The sequence below is a fragment of the Halomonas salsilacus genome (assembly GCF_051216275.1).
GTDB lineage: Bacteria > Pseudomonadota > Gammaproteobacteria > Pseudomonadales > Halomonadaceae > Halomonas.
Genome location: NZ_JBPKAQ010000001.1, coordinates 134,052 through 147,898, shown reverse-complemented (window position 1 = coordinate 147,898; position 13,847 = coordinate 134,052). Strand labels below are relative to the sequence as shown.

Below are 13,847 nucleotides of genomic sequence, written 5' to 3'. Positions count from 1 at the left end.
CCTACCCTTCCTCGTCATCGGCCAGGTCCCTCCCGAAGGCACGCCACTGGGCCAGGGTCATCACCTCGGTGGTCTCCGTCTGCAGGTCGTGGGCGATGATCAGCTCGCTGCGCTCGAGCTGGCGCCTGAGCTGGACAACCCAGCCGCCCATGCCCTCGCCGGTATCAGTGGTGTCATAGCCCTGGCGGGTGACGAAGGCCTCCAGCAGGGCATCCAGGGTCTCGCCCGGCAGCATCCGGTAGGGCACCTCGATAAAGCGTCCACTCATGACTCGCCCTCAGCATTAGCCTTATCAGTGTATTTCACGTCACTTTCCCTAACGTCACCTTCCTTCACGTCACTCGCCTTGGCGTCACCCTCGCCGGCCTCCCAGGCGGCCAGCCGTTCGAGGAAGGCCGCCTCGTCCAGCACGGGCACGCCCAGCTGCATCGCCTTCTCCAGCTTGCTGCCGGCGGCCTCCCCTGCCACCAGGCCGGCGGTCTTCTTCGATACGCTGCCAGCGACCTTGGCCCCCAGCGCCTGCAGGCGCGCCTTGCCCTGGTCGCGGGTCATGCCCGCCAGGGTGCCCGTGAGTACCCAGGTCTGGCCGACCAGGGGCTGCGGCCGTTCGCCGACGGCCTCCTCCACCCAGCGCAGGCCGCAGGCGATCAGGTCGTCAATGGTCTCGCGGTTGGGGGGCTGGCGGAAGAAGGTATGCACATGGGCGGCGACGATAGGCCCCACGTCCTCCACCGCCTCGAGATCGCTCAGTTCGGCACTCATCAGCGCTTCCAGAGTGCCGAAGTGGCGCGCCAGGTTGGCCGCCGTGGCCTCCCCCACCTCGCGGATGCCCAATGCATAGATAAAGCGGGCCAGGGTCGTGGCCCTGGCCTTCGAAAGAGCCGCCACCAGATTCTCCGAGGACTTCTGACCCATGCGCGGCAATTCGGCCAGCCGCTCGGCCTCCAGGCGGAACAGATCCGCCGGCGTGGTGACCCAGTCGCGCTCGACCAGCGCCTCGATCAGCTTCTCGCCGAGGCCATCGATATCCAGTGCCCGGCGCGAGGCGAAGTGCTTGAGCGCCTCCTTGCGCTGGGCAGGACAATAGAGCCCGCCGGAGCAGCGCGCCACCACCTCGCCCTCCAGGCGCTCGATCTCGGCGTCACACACCGGGCAGCGCTCGGGAAAGACGATCTCCCGGGCGTCTGACGGACGCAACTCCTCCAGCACCCGTACCACTTGGGGGATCACGTCACCGGCGCGGCGGATGGCCACGGTGTCACCGATCATGACACTGAGCCGGCGGATCTCGTCGGCATTGTGCAGGGTGGCGTTGGAGACGGTGACGCCGGCCACCGTGACCGGCTCGAGGCGCGCCACCGGGGTGATGGCACCGGTGCGTCCCACCTGGAACTCCACGTCGTTGAGCCGCGAGGTCTGCTCCTGGGCCGGGAACTTGAAGGCGATGGCCCAGCGCGGCGCCCGGGCCACGTAGCCCAGTTCGCGCTGGAGGCGAAGATCATCGACCTTGATCACCGCTCCATCGATGTCGTAACCCAGCCCATCGCGCTTTTCGCCCAGGCGCCGGCAATAGTCGACCACGCCGGCCGACCCCTTGACCACCGCAAGCTCCCTGCTGGTGCGAAAGCCGAAGTCGCCGAGGTACGCCATCAGGGCGCTGTGGGTGGCATCCTGTGGTGCTGGCTCGATGCGCGCCACCTGGTAGGCGCTGAACGCCAGGGGCCGGGTGGCGGTGACCCTGGGATCGAGCTGGCGCAGGCTGCCGGCGGCGGCGTTGCGGGGATTGGCAAAGACCTTGGCCTCCTCGGCCCGAGCCCGCTCGTTCATCGCCTCGAAGCTCGCATGGTCGATGGTCACCTCTCCACGCACCTCCAGCAGAACGGGGGGCGCATCGCCGCGCAGCTTGAGCGGCACCGAGCGCAGGGTGCGCAGGTTGGAGGTGATGCCCTCGCCGGTTCGGCCATCGCCGCGGGTGGCACCGCTGATCAACACGCCCTCCTCGTAGACCAGCGACACCGCGGCACCGTCGAGCTTGGGCTCGCAGCAGAAGGCGATCTCGTCGCCCTCCATCTCCAGCCGTTCGGCTACCCGGGTGACGAAGGCGGCCAGTTCCTCCTCGCTGAAGGCGTTGTCCAGTGACAGCATCGGCACGGCGTGCTCGGACTCGGGAAAGCCCGCATCCGGCGGCGCCCCGACCCGCTGGGTGGGCGAATCCGATGTTACCAACTCCGGGTGAGCGGCCTCTATCTCCTGAAGGCGCCTCAGGCGACGGTCATAGTCGGTGTCGGTGAGGCTCGGGTCATCGAGCACGTAGTAGCGATGGTTGGCGTCGTCGAGCTCGGCGCGCAGGCGCGCCACCTCGTCGATAAGCGGCTGATCGGTGTGGGTCATGGAGTGCGGTGTCTCGATCGTTGACAGGGCTTGAGGCGGATCGCTCACGGCCGGAAGCACGCAAGGCAACAAGCTTACCAAAGCAACACCCCCCGGTGGGATGCCGGGGGGTGTGGACTCGCTGCCTGGTCGGTGGCAATTGGCGCCTGGCGCTAGTTCACCTGATAGCGGTGCAGGCGGTGGCGGCGCACGAACTCCTGTACCCGCTGCCGGGCGAACTCCACGGTCTGGGCGGTCATCACGCTGTGATTCTCGTCCTTAAGCTCACCGCCCAGGTGGCGCACGATCACCATGGCGGTCTCCACCATGGCCTCGAAGGCCGCGGAGGCATCCTCGGCGCCGGGGAGCGGCATCAGCAGGGTGATACCGGGGGTGCGGAACTCGTCCATGGACGCGAGGGGGAAGCTGCCGGGCTTGACCACGTTGACCATGGAGAACTGCAGGCGGCTCTCCGAATCCTCGGTCTCGAAGCGGTGGAAGACCCCCATGTCGCGATCGTAGCGCAGACCACAGGCCAACATCAGGTCGAGCAGGGCAGCGCCGGAGAACCCCTCCTCATCGCGAGACATCACGCTGATCACGATGAGCTCGCTGGCAGCGCCAAGGGTCTCACGGGCATGCTCGGCGCTGACATCGTGGCGCAGGGCCCTCTCCAGGACCGGATGCACGCGAACCTTCTCGCTGTTCAGCGCGGGTTCCCGTTCGTGCTCCGGCTCGTAGGCGTCATCCGGATAGGCGCCATCGTACTCGGCATCTGCCGATTCGGACCGGCGAGTGCGGGGTGGCGCGAAGAGCGGATCGTTGTCGTCGGCCTCGGCAATGGCCTGGGCCTCGAGGCGACGGCGCTCGACTTCCCTGACCGCCTGCTCTGCCTCGGCCTGCTCCCGGGCCAGGCGCTGACGCTCGGCGTCCAGCGCCGCCTTCTCGGCCTTGGCCTTCTCGCGGCGGGCCTTCTCGAGGCGCTTCTGCTCGCGGCGCTCGGCCAGAGTCTTCTGCAGGGAGGCCCCGAAACGCTGGACGGAGGCCCCTACGCGCTTCGAACCGCTCTTGAAGGAGTCCCCCATGCCCTCCAGATCCACCAGACGATAATGCTCATCATCATGGGGGTGGCTGTCATGATCCTCGGGATCCGCCGCCAACGGCTCATCAGCGCCGACCACCAGTGCAGACTCATCGTCCAGCGCAGAGAGACTGGGCTCGCGGCGCTCGGTCGGCTGCACGGATTCGGCCTGAACGGACTCGGAACGGTCGGACCTGGCTTGCACGGGCTCCCTCTGATCGGGCTTGGCAGAGGCGGGCGCCATTGACACAGCGCTTCGGTCAAGCGCCGGTTTGCCGGACTCTGCAGCAGCGTGCTGCTCCTGCAGAGGCCGGCGAGCGGTCGTCAGGTTCTCGGGTACGGGCGCGCGCTTCTCGGCATGAGGCTCGGCGGGTGACGTTGGGGCAGCATCTTTTTTTACTGCTGCATTTACTGCCGCGCTTTCTGCTACTGAGCTTTCTGCTACTGAGCTTTCTGCTACTGAGCTTTCTGCTACTGAGCTTTCTGCTACTGAGCTTTCTGCTGCGCCTTCGGTACCGTCGGCACGAAACTGCTCGGCCTGCCGGCGGAAACCGGCAAGCACCCGAGAGGGCCCAGGATGCTCCTGGCGCTCCAGCTTCGGCTTGGGTTGCACACGGCTGAAATCCGCGGGCCTGACGACTCGCGCCCCTCCGTTGGGCAGTTCCCAGTTGATCTCGGCCTCGCGGGCCAGCTCGTCGGGGTCGATGCTGCGGGTGTCTTCCTTCACCTCATCGAGGCGGGGTACACGCCGCTGGCGCTGCAGGCGACGCACCCCATCCACCACGATGAGGGTCACCAGCGCCAACCCCAGGATGATCAGCCACTCTCTAAGTTCCATGGGTCGTCAGCCTTTCGCTTAGGCGCCATGCCTGATGGTTGTCCGTCACTAGCATAGCGCGATCGCCAAAATAGGGGCCACTTTTTTTGTTTGTCAACCTACAGGGATTTCCAGCCCAGAGTCGACGATGCCCCGCGCAATCACCCTGCGATGATCTTCCCGCATCCGTGCAATGCAGCATTATCACTCTCCTTGTTACCCCTTTTATCCCTTGGCATCAAGCCCGTCAGGCATCGGCCAGGGCCGCGGCCTCCTCGACATCCACCGAAACCAGGCGCGATACACCCGGCTCCTGCATGGTCACCCCCATCAGTCGATCGCCGGCTTCCATGGCGATCTTGTTGTGGGTGATATAGATGAACTGAACGTTCTCCGACATCTCTTTCACCAGCTTGGCGTAGCGGCCCACGTTGGCGTCATCCAGTGGCGCATCCACCTCGTCCAGCATGCAGAAGGGGGCCGGGTTGAGCTGGAAGATGGCGAATACCAGCGACAGCGCGGTCAGCGCCTTTTCGCCCCCGGAGAGCAGATGAATGGTGCTGTTCTTCTTGCCCGGCGGGCGGGCCATGATGGCGACCCCGGTCTCCAGCAAATCCTCGCCGGTCAGGGTCAACCATGCGGTTCCGCCGCCGAAGACTCGCGGAAAAAGTGACTGCAGGCCGGCATTGACTCGCTCGAAGGTGTCACGGAAACGGGCCCGGGTTTCCTGGTCGATCCGCCGGATCGCACGGTCGAGGGTCTCCAGGGCCTCGCTGAGCTCGGCGTGCTGGGCCTCCAGGTAATCGCGCCGTTCGGCCTGTTGGTCATACTCCTCGATGGCCGCCAGGTTGATGGCCCCGAGCCGGCGGATGCGCTCGCCGAGCTCCTCCAGGCGGGTCTGCCAGGCGGACTCGGTGGCGTTGGGGTCGAGCTGCTCGGCCAGTGGGCGCTCCTCGAGTCCCAGTTCGAGCAGCTGCTCATCCTGGGCTTCTGCCCTGAGGTGCAGCGCCTGGACCTGCATTCGCGCCTCCTGGAGGCGTTCGCGAATGCCCTCCAGGCTCCGCTCATGGCCCTGGCGCGCCTGCTCGTCCTCGCGCAGCCGCTCCACCAGTTCGGCGGACCGGGCGCGAACCGCGTTAAGGGCGCGCTCCTCTCGCTCACGACGGTCGAGCAGTTCGTCGAGGCGCTCGCGGCGCTCCTCATCGGGCTCGCGCAGCAGTTCACGCTCCTCCTCGAGCTCCTCGAGCCGCCCCATGAAGCGTTCACGGGATTCGCCGGCACGCCCCTGCTGCTCCGCCAGGCCGGTGCGCTCGGCGGCCAGGCGCTCCTGCTCCAGGGCCAGACGCTGCAGCTGCTCGGCCAGGGGGCGCTGGCGGGCACGCAGCGAGGCGAGCCGCTCGCGGGCGGCCTGTCGCTCGCGCTCCAGACGCTCGCGGCGATCGGCGCCCTCCTCCAGCCGGGCCATGGCCTGCTGCCAGCGGTCGCGGGCCTCCTCGATGCCGAGCCGGGCCTCTTCCCGCGCCTCGGCGAGGCCGGACAGCTCCTCGGCCAGCTCGGCGGCGCGCCCCTCCAGGTGTTCCAGCCGACTGGCCAGACCACTCTGCTGCACCGCCAGCTGCTGGCGGTGCTGGTCCTGGTCGCGCTCCTCGAGGCGACACGCCTCCAGGTCCCGCTCGGCCTGTTCGGCTCGTTCCAACTGCCGAGCGAGGCGCTGCTCCTGCTCGACCAGCCGCGACGCGACCGCCGCGAGGGCCTCCTCGGCCTCGGCCTGGCGGCGTCGAGTGACGAGCAGGGCATCGGGGCCGACGCCCTCGCCGCGATGCCGCAGCCAGCCCGGCCCCAGCCACAGGCCATCCGGGGTGATCAGGCTCTCGCCGGGCGCGAGGGTCTCGCGCCCGGCCCAGGCGGCCTCGCGGCTCTCGACACAGCGGATGGTGGCCAGCCAGTGGCCGGCGGCCCCGGCGCCCCGGACGCGGTTCGCCAGGCTTCCGGCAGGTGCCTCGACGTCGCGCGCCTCGAGCAGCCCCAGTTCCGCCGGCGGGGCGACCAGGGCGTTACGCTCCAGGGCAGGGGTCGCCGAAGGAACCAGTCTGGCGCGCAGCCAGGGCGCCAGCACCCAGGAAACGGCGGATTCCCAGCCGGGATCGACCGCCAGGCGCTCACCGAGGCGAGGGGCATCCGCGAGCCCCAGCCCGGCCAGGTGGTCATCCAGGGCCTCGTCGTGGTCGGCCAGCCCGGCGTGGATCAGCGCCGCCAGGGAGGCGAGCTCACCCTGCAGTTCGCTGCGCCGCCGACGCTCGCCCTCGCGGGCCGCCTCGCTCTCGCGGGCCGCCTCCCGGGCCCCGTCACGGGTCTGCTGCAGCGTCTCGCGGCGTGCCTCCAGGGACTCGCGCTGGAGGTCCAGCTCGACGAGTCGCTCACTTATCGCGCCACGCTGCTCGGCCAGCAAGGCGATGTCGGGCAGCTGTGCCTGCTGCTGCCGACGACGCTGCTCGTCGGCGCCGAGACGTTCCAGGCGCGCCTCCTGCTCGCCCAGGCGGTCCTGGCCACGCTCGGCCTCGCGGCTCGCCTCGCGCCACTGTTCGCTGAAGGCCTCCCAGGCGGCGTCGGCCTCCTGTGCCTCGGGCTCGGCCTCCTCGAGGGCCGCCTCCAACGCCTCGAGCTGCTCGGCCAGTTCCTCGCGTTCGGGCGTGAGCGTCTCCAGGCGTGCCTCCAGGCGCGCCAGGCGCTCGCTGTCGTCCTCGCCCAGGCGAGCCAGCTCCTGCAGGTCGCGGTGGGCGGCCTCGAGGTCGCGGGCCAGTTGGGCGTCGCGGCCGCGGGCGTGTTCGAGATCCTGCTCCAGGCGGGCGATGGCGGTGGTGGTCTCGAAGAAGCGCGACTGTTCGACGTCGAGTTCGGAAGCCAGGCGATCGTGGTCGGCCCGGGCCTCTTCAAGTCGGGTCTCGCACTGGCGCAGGCCCAGCACCTCGCGCTCCACGGCGGTCTCGAGTTCGCCAACCCGGCTCTCCTCCTCGCTCTGCCTGGCGCGCAGGGCCCGGGCGCGCAGCAGCGCCAGCTCGCCCTTGACCCGGTGCTCCTCGTTCTTGAAGGCCTGGTAGCGTCGCGCCGCCTCGGCCTGGCGCCTGAGCCGCTCGAGCTGCTTGTCAAGCTCCTCGCGGATATCCTCCAGGCGATCCAGGTTCTCCTGGGTGCGACGCATGCGGCTCTCGGTCTCCCGGCGACGCTCCTTGTACCGGGAGATACCGGCGGCCTCCTCCAGGGTGGCGCGCAGCTCCTCGGGGCGGGCCTCGATCAGCCGCGAGATCATGCCTTGACCGATGATGGCGTAGGAGCGCGGGCCGAGGCCGGTACCGAGGAAGAGGTCGGCGATGTCACGGCGGCGACACTTCTGGCCGTTGAAGAAGTAGGCGGACTGGGCGTCGCGGGTCACCACCCGCTTGACGGCGATTTCCGCGTACTGGGCGTAGACGCCCCCCATGGTGCCGTCGCGGTTGTCGAACAGCAGTTCGATGGCGGCCTGCCCCACCGGCTTGCGGCCGGTGGAGCCGTTGAAGATGACGTCGGTCATTGACTCACCGCGAAGGGTCTTGGCCGACGATTCGCCCATGACCCAGCGCACCGCGTCGATGATGTTGGACTTGCCGCAGCCATTGGGGCCGACGATGGCGGTCATGTTGCCATCGAAGGGCACCGTGACCGGGTCGACGAAGGACTTGAAGCCCACCAGGCGTATCGACTTGAGTCGCATCGACGCCTACCCGCCGGGGCTATTCGAAGACACGATCGATCACCACTTCGATGGGCTCACCATCGGTGGCGCCCACCGGCACCCCGTCCCGGCCGCCGAACAGGTCGCCGGCTTGAGGGGTGGCGTCGCCGCTGGCCGAGACCCGCACCATCAGCCGGGCCTCGCGCACCTGGGCCAGGCTCGCCTCGGGGGACATGGCATTGCGCTCGTCGAGCACCACCTCCACCGGCAGCTCGCTGGCCCGGAAGCGAGCCACGGCCAGGGGCGGCAGCTCTCCTTCGAGGTCGCGGGCCACCACGAACACCGTGGCCTGCTCGCCCAGCTGCCCCTCGAGGGTGTCATCCAGGCTCACCCGCACGCGGATCCCCGGCCCCTGGGCATCGCCCATCACCGGCTCGGCGTCCGGCGTCACGCCCAGGCGCTCCTGGGCGATGCGGATGCCTTCGCGCAGCGCCTCGCCAGATGCCGGGTCGCTCATGCCGGCGATGGCGCGACGCCAATAGTCGATGGCCGCTTCGTAGGCGCTGCGGTCGAAGGCCTCGATGCCCAGCACGCCGAGCACCGTGGGCTGGCTGGAGTCACGCTCCAGGGTCTCGTCCACTAGCGCCTGCACCCGTGGGGTCAACTGGCGGTCGGCCACGAAGAACTCGATCTGGGCCAGCTGGCCGAGCAGCGAGGGATGCCGGCCTTCGATCTCGATCAGCCGCTCCAGGGCGTGGATCGCCTCGCGACCCTGGCCCAGGTCACGGTAGAGCGGGAACAGCGAGGACCAGACGTTGGGGTTGCGGGGCTGGCGCACGGCCTGCTCCTCGAGGCGTTCGACCAGCATCTCGATGGAGCCATCAGGGTGGTTCTGCACCTCCTGCTGCAGGACGAGCAGGGTCAGGTCGCCCTCGGCCCCCTCGCGCTGGTACCAGAGCACGCTGGCCACCACCACCAGCACCATCACCAGGGGCACAACCAGGCGCCCGGAGGCGGAGGCCTTCAGCGGTGCGCGCTTGAGGCTCTCGGTGTCCTCGAGCAGGCCACGCTCCAGTTCCAGGCGACTCTCCTCGAAGCCGGCCTGGTCAATGTCGCCGCGCTCGCGGGCCGCCTCCAGCGATGCCAGACGGCGCTGGAAGATTTCCACGTTCTGCGCGGCGGTACGATCGTTGGCCTCGTGGTCGCGCTGGGCGTCATGCACGGCACGCGCCCGGCGCAGCGGGGCAATCAGCAGCCAGAGTGCCGGCAGCAGCAGGACGGCGAAGGCAATCCATAACAGGGTCATTCGGTTCTCTCGCGGTTGATCAGGGCGTGCAGTCGGGCGCGCTCCTCGGCGGAGAGCGCCGTCGCGGAGGCGTTCCGGCGGGATCTCACGATCAGCGCTACCAGAATGGCCGAGAGCATCACAAGGCCGGCCGGCAGTCCCCACAGCAGGAAGGTGCGCCCCTCCAGCCGCGGGTTGTAGAGCACGTAGTCGCCGAAGCGCTGCACCATGTGGTCGCGAATCTCGATGTCGGAGACCCCTTCCTGGAGCAGCAGGTAGACGCGGTCACGCATGTCGCCGGAGACCGGTGCATCGGAGTCGTTGATCGCCTGGTTCTCGCAGGTGGGGCAGCGCAGCGAGGCGGTCAGACTGCGATAGCGCTGTTCCAGCACCGGGTCGTCGAACTCGCGCACCTCGATGGCCGCGGCCTGGGCGAGGCCGACCACCAGCAGCAGGGCGAGCGTCGTGATCAGGGTTCGCATCAGCGCCATCTTTCCACCTCCGGCAGGATCTTTTCGCGCACTTCGCCCGGTGAGATATAGCCGGTGTGGTGATAGCGAATCACCCCGTCGGCATCCACCAGGAAGGTCTCGGGGGCGCCGAACACGCCCAGTTCGAAGCCCAGCTCGCTGTCCGGATCGAAGATATTGATCTCGAAAGGGTTACCGAACTCCTCGAGGAAGCCGAGCCCCTTCTCGCGGGTGTCCTTCCAGCTGATGCCGACCATACGGATATCGTGACGATGGGACAGGTCGAGCAGCTGAGGCATCTCGCGCTTGCACTCCGGGCACCACTCGCCCCAGACATTGACCAGGGTCAACTCGCCGATGGTCAGCAACGAGCGGTCCACCCGTCGCTCGGGGTCCTCCAGGGTGGCGAGATCGAATGCCGGGAAGTCCCGCGCCATCAGCGCCGACTCCCGGTGGAAGGGATTGAGCGACAGGCCCTGATAGAGAAACAGCGACAACGCCAGAAAGACGGCCAGTGGCAGCAGCAGCAACAGGCGACGCTTCATGCTGTCGCCTCCTTGCCGCGATCGCCGGCGGCGGCCTTGAGCACGGCCTCCTCGGGATCCGGCGCAGTGGCCATGCGGCGGTAGCGCTTGTCGGCCACGGCGAGCAGGCCGCCGGCGGCCATCAACAGGGCGCCGAGCCACAGCCAGCGCACGAAGGGCTTGTACTGGACGCGCATGGCCCAGCTGCCGTCGCCCAGGTCCTCACCCATGGCCACGTAGAGGTCCCGGAAGAAGCCGGGGCGCAGCGCCACCTGGGTCATCGGCATGCCGGTGGCGATATAGAGCCGCTTCTCCGGATTCATGGTGAAGCTGCGCTGGCGGTCGTTGCGCTGCACCTCGATCACCGCGCGGTCGGCCAGGAAGTTGGCGCCGCGGCGGTCGGTGAGCTCTGTCATGGTGAAGGTGTAGCCGGCGACCTGGACGCTGTCGCCCGGCCCCATTCGCACGTTGCGCTCGATGTTGTAGTTGGAGACGACCGCCACGCCTACGATGGTCACCGCCACGCCCAGGTGGCCGAGCTGCATGCCCCAGTAGGCCAGCGAGAGCTTCCTGAAGCCCGCGCCGATGGTGCTGGCGCGGCGGATCTTGTCGGTGAGGTCGCGCAGCATGGGCAGCACGATCCACAGCGCGGCGATCAGGCCGATGGCCACCGGCGCGCTCCAGCGCTCGGCGAAGAGCAACGGCAGGGCTACGCCCATCACCACGGCCACGACGGCGGCGAGCCACAGCCGGCGGACCAGCAGGCTCGGGGCGGTGTCCTTCCAGCGGGAGATCGGACCCAGGCCCATGAACACGGCCATGATCAGCGTCAGCGGCACGAACAGCGCATTGAAGTAAGGTGGGCCCACGCTGATCTTGCCGAGATCCAGGGCGTCGAGCAACAGGGGATAGACGGTGCCCATCAGCACGGTGACCGTCATGATCACCAGCATCAGGTTGTTGATCAGCAGCAGGGCGTCGCGGGAGAGCCAGCCGAAGCCCACCTTGTGGCTGACCCGCGGCGCGCGCAGGGCGAAGATCAGCAGCGACAGGCCAACGGTGATGCCCAGCAGCATCAGGATGAAGAAGCCGCGGGAGGGATCGTTGGCGAAGGCGTGCACCGAGGTGAGCACCCCGGAGCGCACCAGGAAGGTGCCCAGCAGCGACAGCGAGAAGGTGGTGATGGCCAGCAGCAGGGTCCAGCTCTTGAAGGCGCCGCGCTTCTCGGTGACCGCCAGGGAGTGCATCAGCGCCGTGCCGGTCAGCCAGGGGAGCAGCGAAGCGTTCTCCACCGGGTCCCAGAACCACCAGCCGCCCCAGCCCAGCTCGTAGTAGGCCCACCAGCTGCCCAGGGCGATGCCCACGGTGAGGCAGGCCCAGGCCAGGTTGGTCCAGGGCCGCGCCCAGCGCGCCCAGGCGGCATCCAGTCGACCGCCCAGCAGGGCGGCGATGGCGAAGGCGAAGACCACCGAGAAGCCCACGTAGCCCATGTAGAGCATCGGTGGGTGCAGGATCAGGCCGATGTCCTGGAGCAGCGGGTTGAGGTCCGCGCCGTCCGCCGGCACATGGGGCAGGATCCGCTCGAAGGGGTTGGAGGTGACCAGGATGAAGAGCAGGAAGCCCACGCAGACCAGCCCCATCACACCCATCACCCGAGCGACCATGTCCCGGGGCAGCTCGCGAGAGAAGCGCGACGCGAAGTAGCCCCAGCCGGCCAGCATGAGGCTCCACAGCAGCACCGAGCCCTCATGGTTGCCCCACACCGCGCTGAACTTGTAGTACCAGGGCAGCATGGAATTGGAGTTGTTGGCCACGTTGACCACGCTGAAATCGTCCAGCATGTAGCTGGCGGTCAGGCAGGCGTAGGCAATGGCCACGAACAGGAATTGACCGGAGGCCATGGGGCGGGCATAGGCCATCCACAGCGGGCGACGGGTCGCCGCACCGGCCAGGGGCATCACTGCCTGCACCGCCGCCAGCAGCAGGGCGATGACCAGGGCATAGTGGCCGATCTCGGGAATCATCTGGGTCAGCATGGGCACTCCTGGTCAGTACGAGCTGCTGGTGGGACCGGCGCCGCTCTCAGCACCGGCACCGTCTCCGGCTTCCAGGCGCTTGGCCACCTCGGCGGCCTTCTGCTGGAAGTCCTCCGGCTTGTAGCCGGCCTCCTCCAGGGCCTGGGCCACCTCCGGCGGCATGTAGTTCTCGTCGTGGCGGGCCAGCACCTGGTCCGCCTTGAGGTAGCCGTCGTGTTGCAGTTGGCCGACTACCACCACGCCCTGCCCCTCGCGGAACAGGTCGGGCAGGATGCCGCTGTAGTGGACCCGCAGGTCGTCGACGTAGTCGGTGACCGTGAACTCCACGTCGAGGCTGTCGGGGTTGCGGGCCACTGTGCCCTCCTTGACCATGCCGCCGGCACGAATCTGACGCTCGATGGGCGCCTCGCCCGCGGCGATCTGCACCGGACTGAAGAAGAGGTTGATGTTGGCGCGCAGGGCATAGAGGGTCAGCCCAACGGCGATTGCCGCAAGGGCGACCAGCCCCAGGATCACGTAGAGCTTTTGCTTGCGCTTCGGTGTCAGGCTAAGTGTCATGGCGATTACCACCCGTTTGATGTGAAATTCCAGCCATCTCGTCCCGGTTGGCGCCCTGGCGATCCTCTCGGCGCACCCGGCGCCGAAGGTTGCGCAGCAGCAGGCGACGTTCGGCCCGGGCGTGCAGGACGACCGCCACCAGCAGCGAGCCGGTCATCCCCCAGGCGGCCCAGACGTAGGGGGCATGCCCCCCCATGGCAATGAATTCATTGAAGGACTCGAAGGCCATCAGCGCGTCTCTCCGGCCAGGTCACGCACCCAGCGCTTGTTGGACTCGCGGCGCAGGATCTCGCTGCGGGTCCGCATCAGGGTCAGGGCAATGAAGAAGCTGTAGAAGCCCAGCACCATGATCAGCAGCGGCGCCCACATCTCCATGGGCATCGCGGCGCGTCCGGTGATGGAGAAGGTGGCCGGCTGGTGGAGGGTGTACCACCAGTCCACCGAGTACTTGATGATCGGGATGTTGATCACCCCCACCATGGCCAGCACCGAGGCGGCCCGGGAGGCGCTGTCGCGGCTGGAAAAGGCGCCGCGCAGAGCGATCACCCCCAGGTAGAGGAACAGCAGGATCAGCATCGAGGTCAGGCGCGCATCCCACATCCACCAGGTTCCCCAGGTGGGCACGCCCCACACCGCACCGGAGAACAGCGACACGAAGGTCATGGCCGCGCCGAGCGGGGCCATCATCGCCGCGGCCATGTCGGCCACCTTGATCTTCCAGACCATGAACACCAGCCCGGCCACCGCCATGGAGACGAAGATGGACTGGGCCAGGAAGGCCGCCGGCACGTGCACATAGATAATGCGGAAGCTGTTGCCCTGCTGGTAGTCGGCCGGGGCGAAGGCCAGGCCCCAGACGGTGCCGACAATTATCAGGCCCGCCGCGGCCACCCAGAACCAGGGCATCAAGCGGGCGCTGATGCCATAGAACCACTTGGGCGAGCCAAGCTTGTGAATGAAGGACCAGATCATGCCCATGGCAACTCTCGCTTAACGT

11 protein-coding genes are annotated in these 13,847 nt (G+C 68.0%); all 11 read right to left on the bottom strand.

Annotated elements, in window-relative coordinates; translation table 11 throughout:
* Position 1: 1 nt before the first annotated feature.
* The 11 genes from ACR80S_RS00675 to ACR80S_RS00625 all read right to left on the bottom strand — a co-directional run bounded on the left by ACR80S_RS00675 (position 2) and on the right by ACR80S_RS00625 (position 13,819).
* On the bottom strand, positions 2–268 hold the full coding sequence (locus ACR80S_RS00675; protein WP_435401312.1) for a YheU family protein: 267 nt from the start codon (positions 266–268) through the stop codon (positions 2–4).
* Positions 265–2,391, bottom strand: a complete 2,127-nt coding sequence (gene ligA, locus ACR80S_RS00670) for an NAD-dependent DNA ligase LigA (RefSeq protein ID WP_435402280.1) — start codon at positions 2,389–2,391, stop codon at positions 265–267. The genes ACR80S_RS00675 and ligA overlap by 4 nt, the downstream gene beginning before the upstream one ends.
* 152 nt (positions 2,392–2,543) lie before the next feature.
* Positions 2,544–4,289, bottom strand: coding sequence for a cell division protein ZipA (gene zipA / locus ACR80S_RS00665; RefSeq protein ID WP_435402279.1), 1,746 nt, complete (start codon positions 4,287–4,289; stop codon positions 2,544–2,546).
* 226 nt (positions 4,290–4,515) lie between these two features.
* Positions 4,516–8,016, bottom strand: coding sequence for a chromosome segregation protein SMC (gene smc, locus ACR80S_RS00660; protein ID WP_435402278.1), 3,501 nt, complete (start codon positions 8,014–8,016; stop codon positions 4,516–4,518).
* A 19-nt stretch (positions 8,017–8,035) separates the two neighbouring features.
* Entirely contained in the window at positions 8,036–9,283 is a 1,248-nt protein-coding gene (gene ccmI / locus ACR80S_RS00655) for a c-type cytochrome biogenesis protein CcmI (RefSeq protein ID WP_435402277.1), read from the bottom strand.
* Positions 9,280–9,753, bottom strand: coding sequence for a cytochrome c-type biogenesis protein (locus ACR80S_RS00650; RefSeq protein ID WP_435401307.1), 474 nt, complete (start codon positions 9,751–9,753; stop codon positions 9,280–9,282). Before ACR80S_RS00650 ends, ccmI begins: the two co-directional genes overlap by 4 nt.
* A complete protein-coding gene (locus ACR80S_RS00645; protein WP_435401306.1) occupies positions 9,744–10,277 on the bottom strand; it encodes a DsbE family thiol:disulfide interchange protein in 534 nt (177 codons plus the stop codon). Before ACR80S_RS00645 ends, ACR80S_RS00650 begins: the two co-directional genes overlap by 10 nt.
* A complete protein-coding gene (locus ACR80S_RS00640) occupies positions 10,274–12,292 on the bottom strand; it encodes a heme lyase CcmF/NrfE family subunit (protein WP_435401305.1) in 2,019 nt (672 codons plus the stop codon). Before ACR80S_RS00640 ends, ACR80S_RS00645 begins: the two co-directional genes overlap by 4 nt.
* Positions 12,293–12,304: 12 nt before the next feature.
* On the bottom strand, positions 12,305–12,838 hold the full coding sequence (gene ccmE / locus ACR80S_RS00635) for a cytochrome c maturation protein CcmE (protein WP_435401336.1): 534 nt from the start codon (positions 12,836–12,838) through the stop codon (positions 12,305–12,307).
* Between the two features lies 1 nt (position 12,839).
* On the bottom strand, positions 12,840–13,079 hold the full coding sequence (gene ccmD / locus ACR80S_RS00630; protein ID WP_435402276.1) for a heme exporter protein CcmD: 240 nt from the start codon (positions 13,077–13,079) through the stop codon (positions 12,840–12,842).
* Complete coding sequence (locus tag ACR80S_RS00625; RefSeq protein WP_435401335.1) at positions 13,079–13,819, bottom strand: heme ABC transporter permease; 741 nt, start codon at positions 13,817–13,819, stop codon at positions 13,079–13,081. The genes ccmD and ACR80S_RS00625 overlap by 1 nt, the downstream gene beginning before the upstream one ends.
* Positions 13,820–13,847 lie beyond the last annotated feature (28 nt).

What these genes read in the sequence shown, in the direction of transcription:
- ACR80S_RS00675 (WP_435401312.1), bottom strand. Translation starts at nt 268, where the DNA reads ATGAGTGGACGCTTTATCGAGGTGCCCTACCGGATGCTGCCGGGCGAG.
- ligA (WP_435402280.1), bottom strand. Translation starts at nt 2,391, where the DNA reads ATGACCCACACCGATCAGCCGCTTATCGACGAGGTGGCGCGCCTGCGC.
- zipA (WP_435402279.1), bottom strand. Translation starts at nt 4,289, where the DNA reads ATGGAACTTAGAGAGTGGCTGATCATCCTGGGGTTGGCGCTGGTGACC.
- smc (WP_435402278.1), bottom strand. Translation starts at nt 8,016, where the DNA reads ATGCGACTCAAGTCGATACGCCTGGTGGGCTTCAAGTCCTTCGTCGAC.
- ccmI (WP_435402277.1), bottom strand. Translation starts at nt 9,283, where the DNA reads ATGACCCTGTTATGGATTGCCTTCGCCGTCCTGCTGCTGCCGGCACTC.
- ACR80S_RS00650 (WP_435401307.1), bottom strand. Translation starts at nt 9,753, where the DNA reads ATGGCGCTGATGCGAACCCTGATCACGACGCTCGCCCTGCTGCTGGTG.
- ACR80S_RS00645 (WP_435401306.1), bottom strand. Translation starts at nt 10,277, where the DNA reads ATGAAGCGTCGCCTGTTGCTGCTGCTGCCACTGGCCGTCTTTCTGGCG.
- ACR80S_RS00640 (WP_435401305.1), bottom strand. Translation starts at nt 12,292, where the DNA reads ATGCTGACCCAGATGATTCCCGAGATCGGCCACTATGCCCTGGTCATC.
- ccmD (WP_435402276.1), bottom strand. Translation starts at nt 13,079, where the DNA reads ATGGCCTTCGAGTCCTTCAATGAATTCATTGCCATGGGGGGGCATGCC.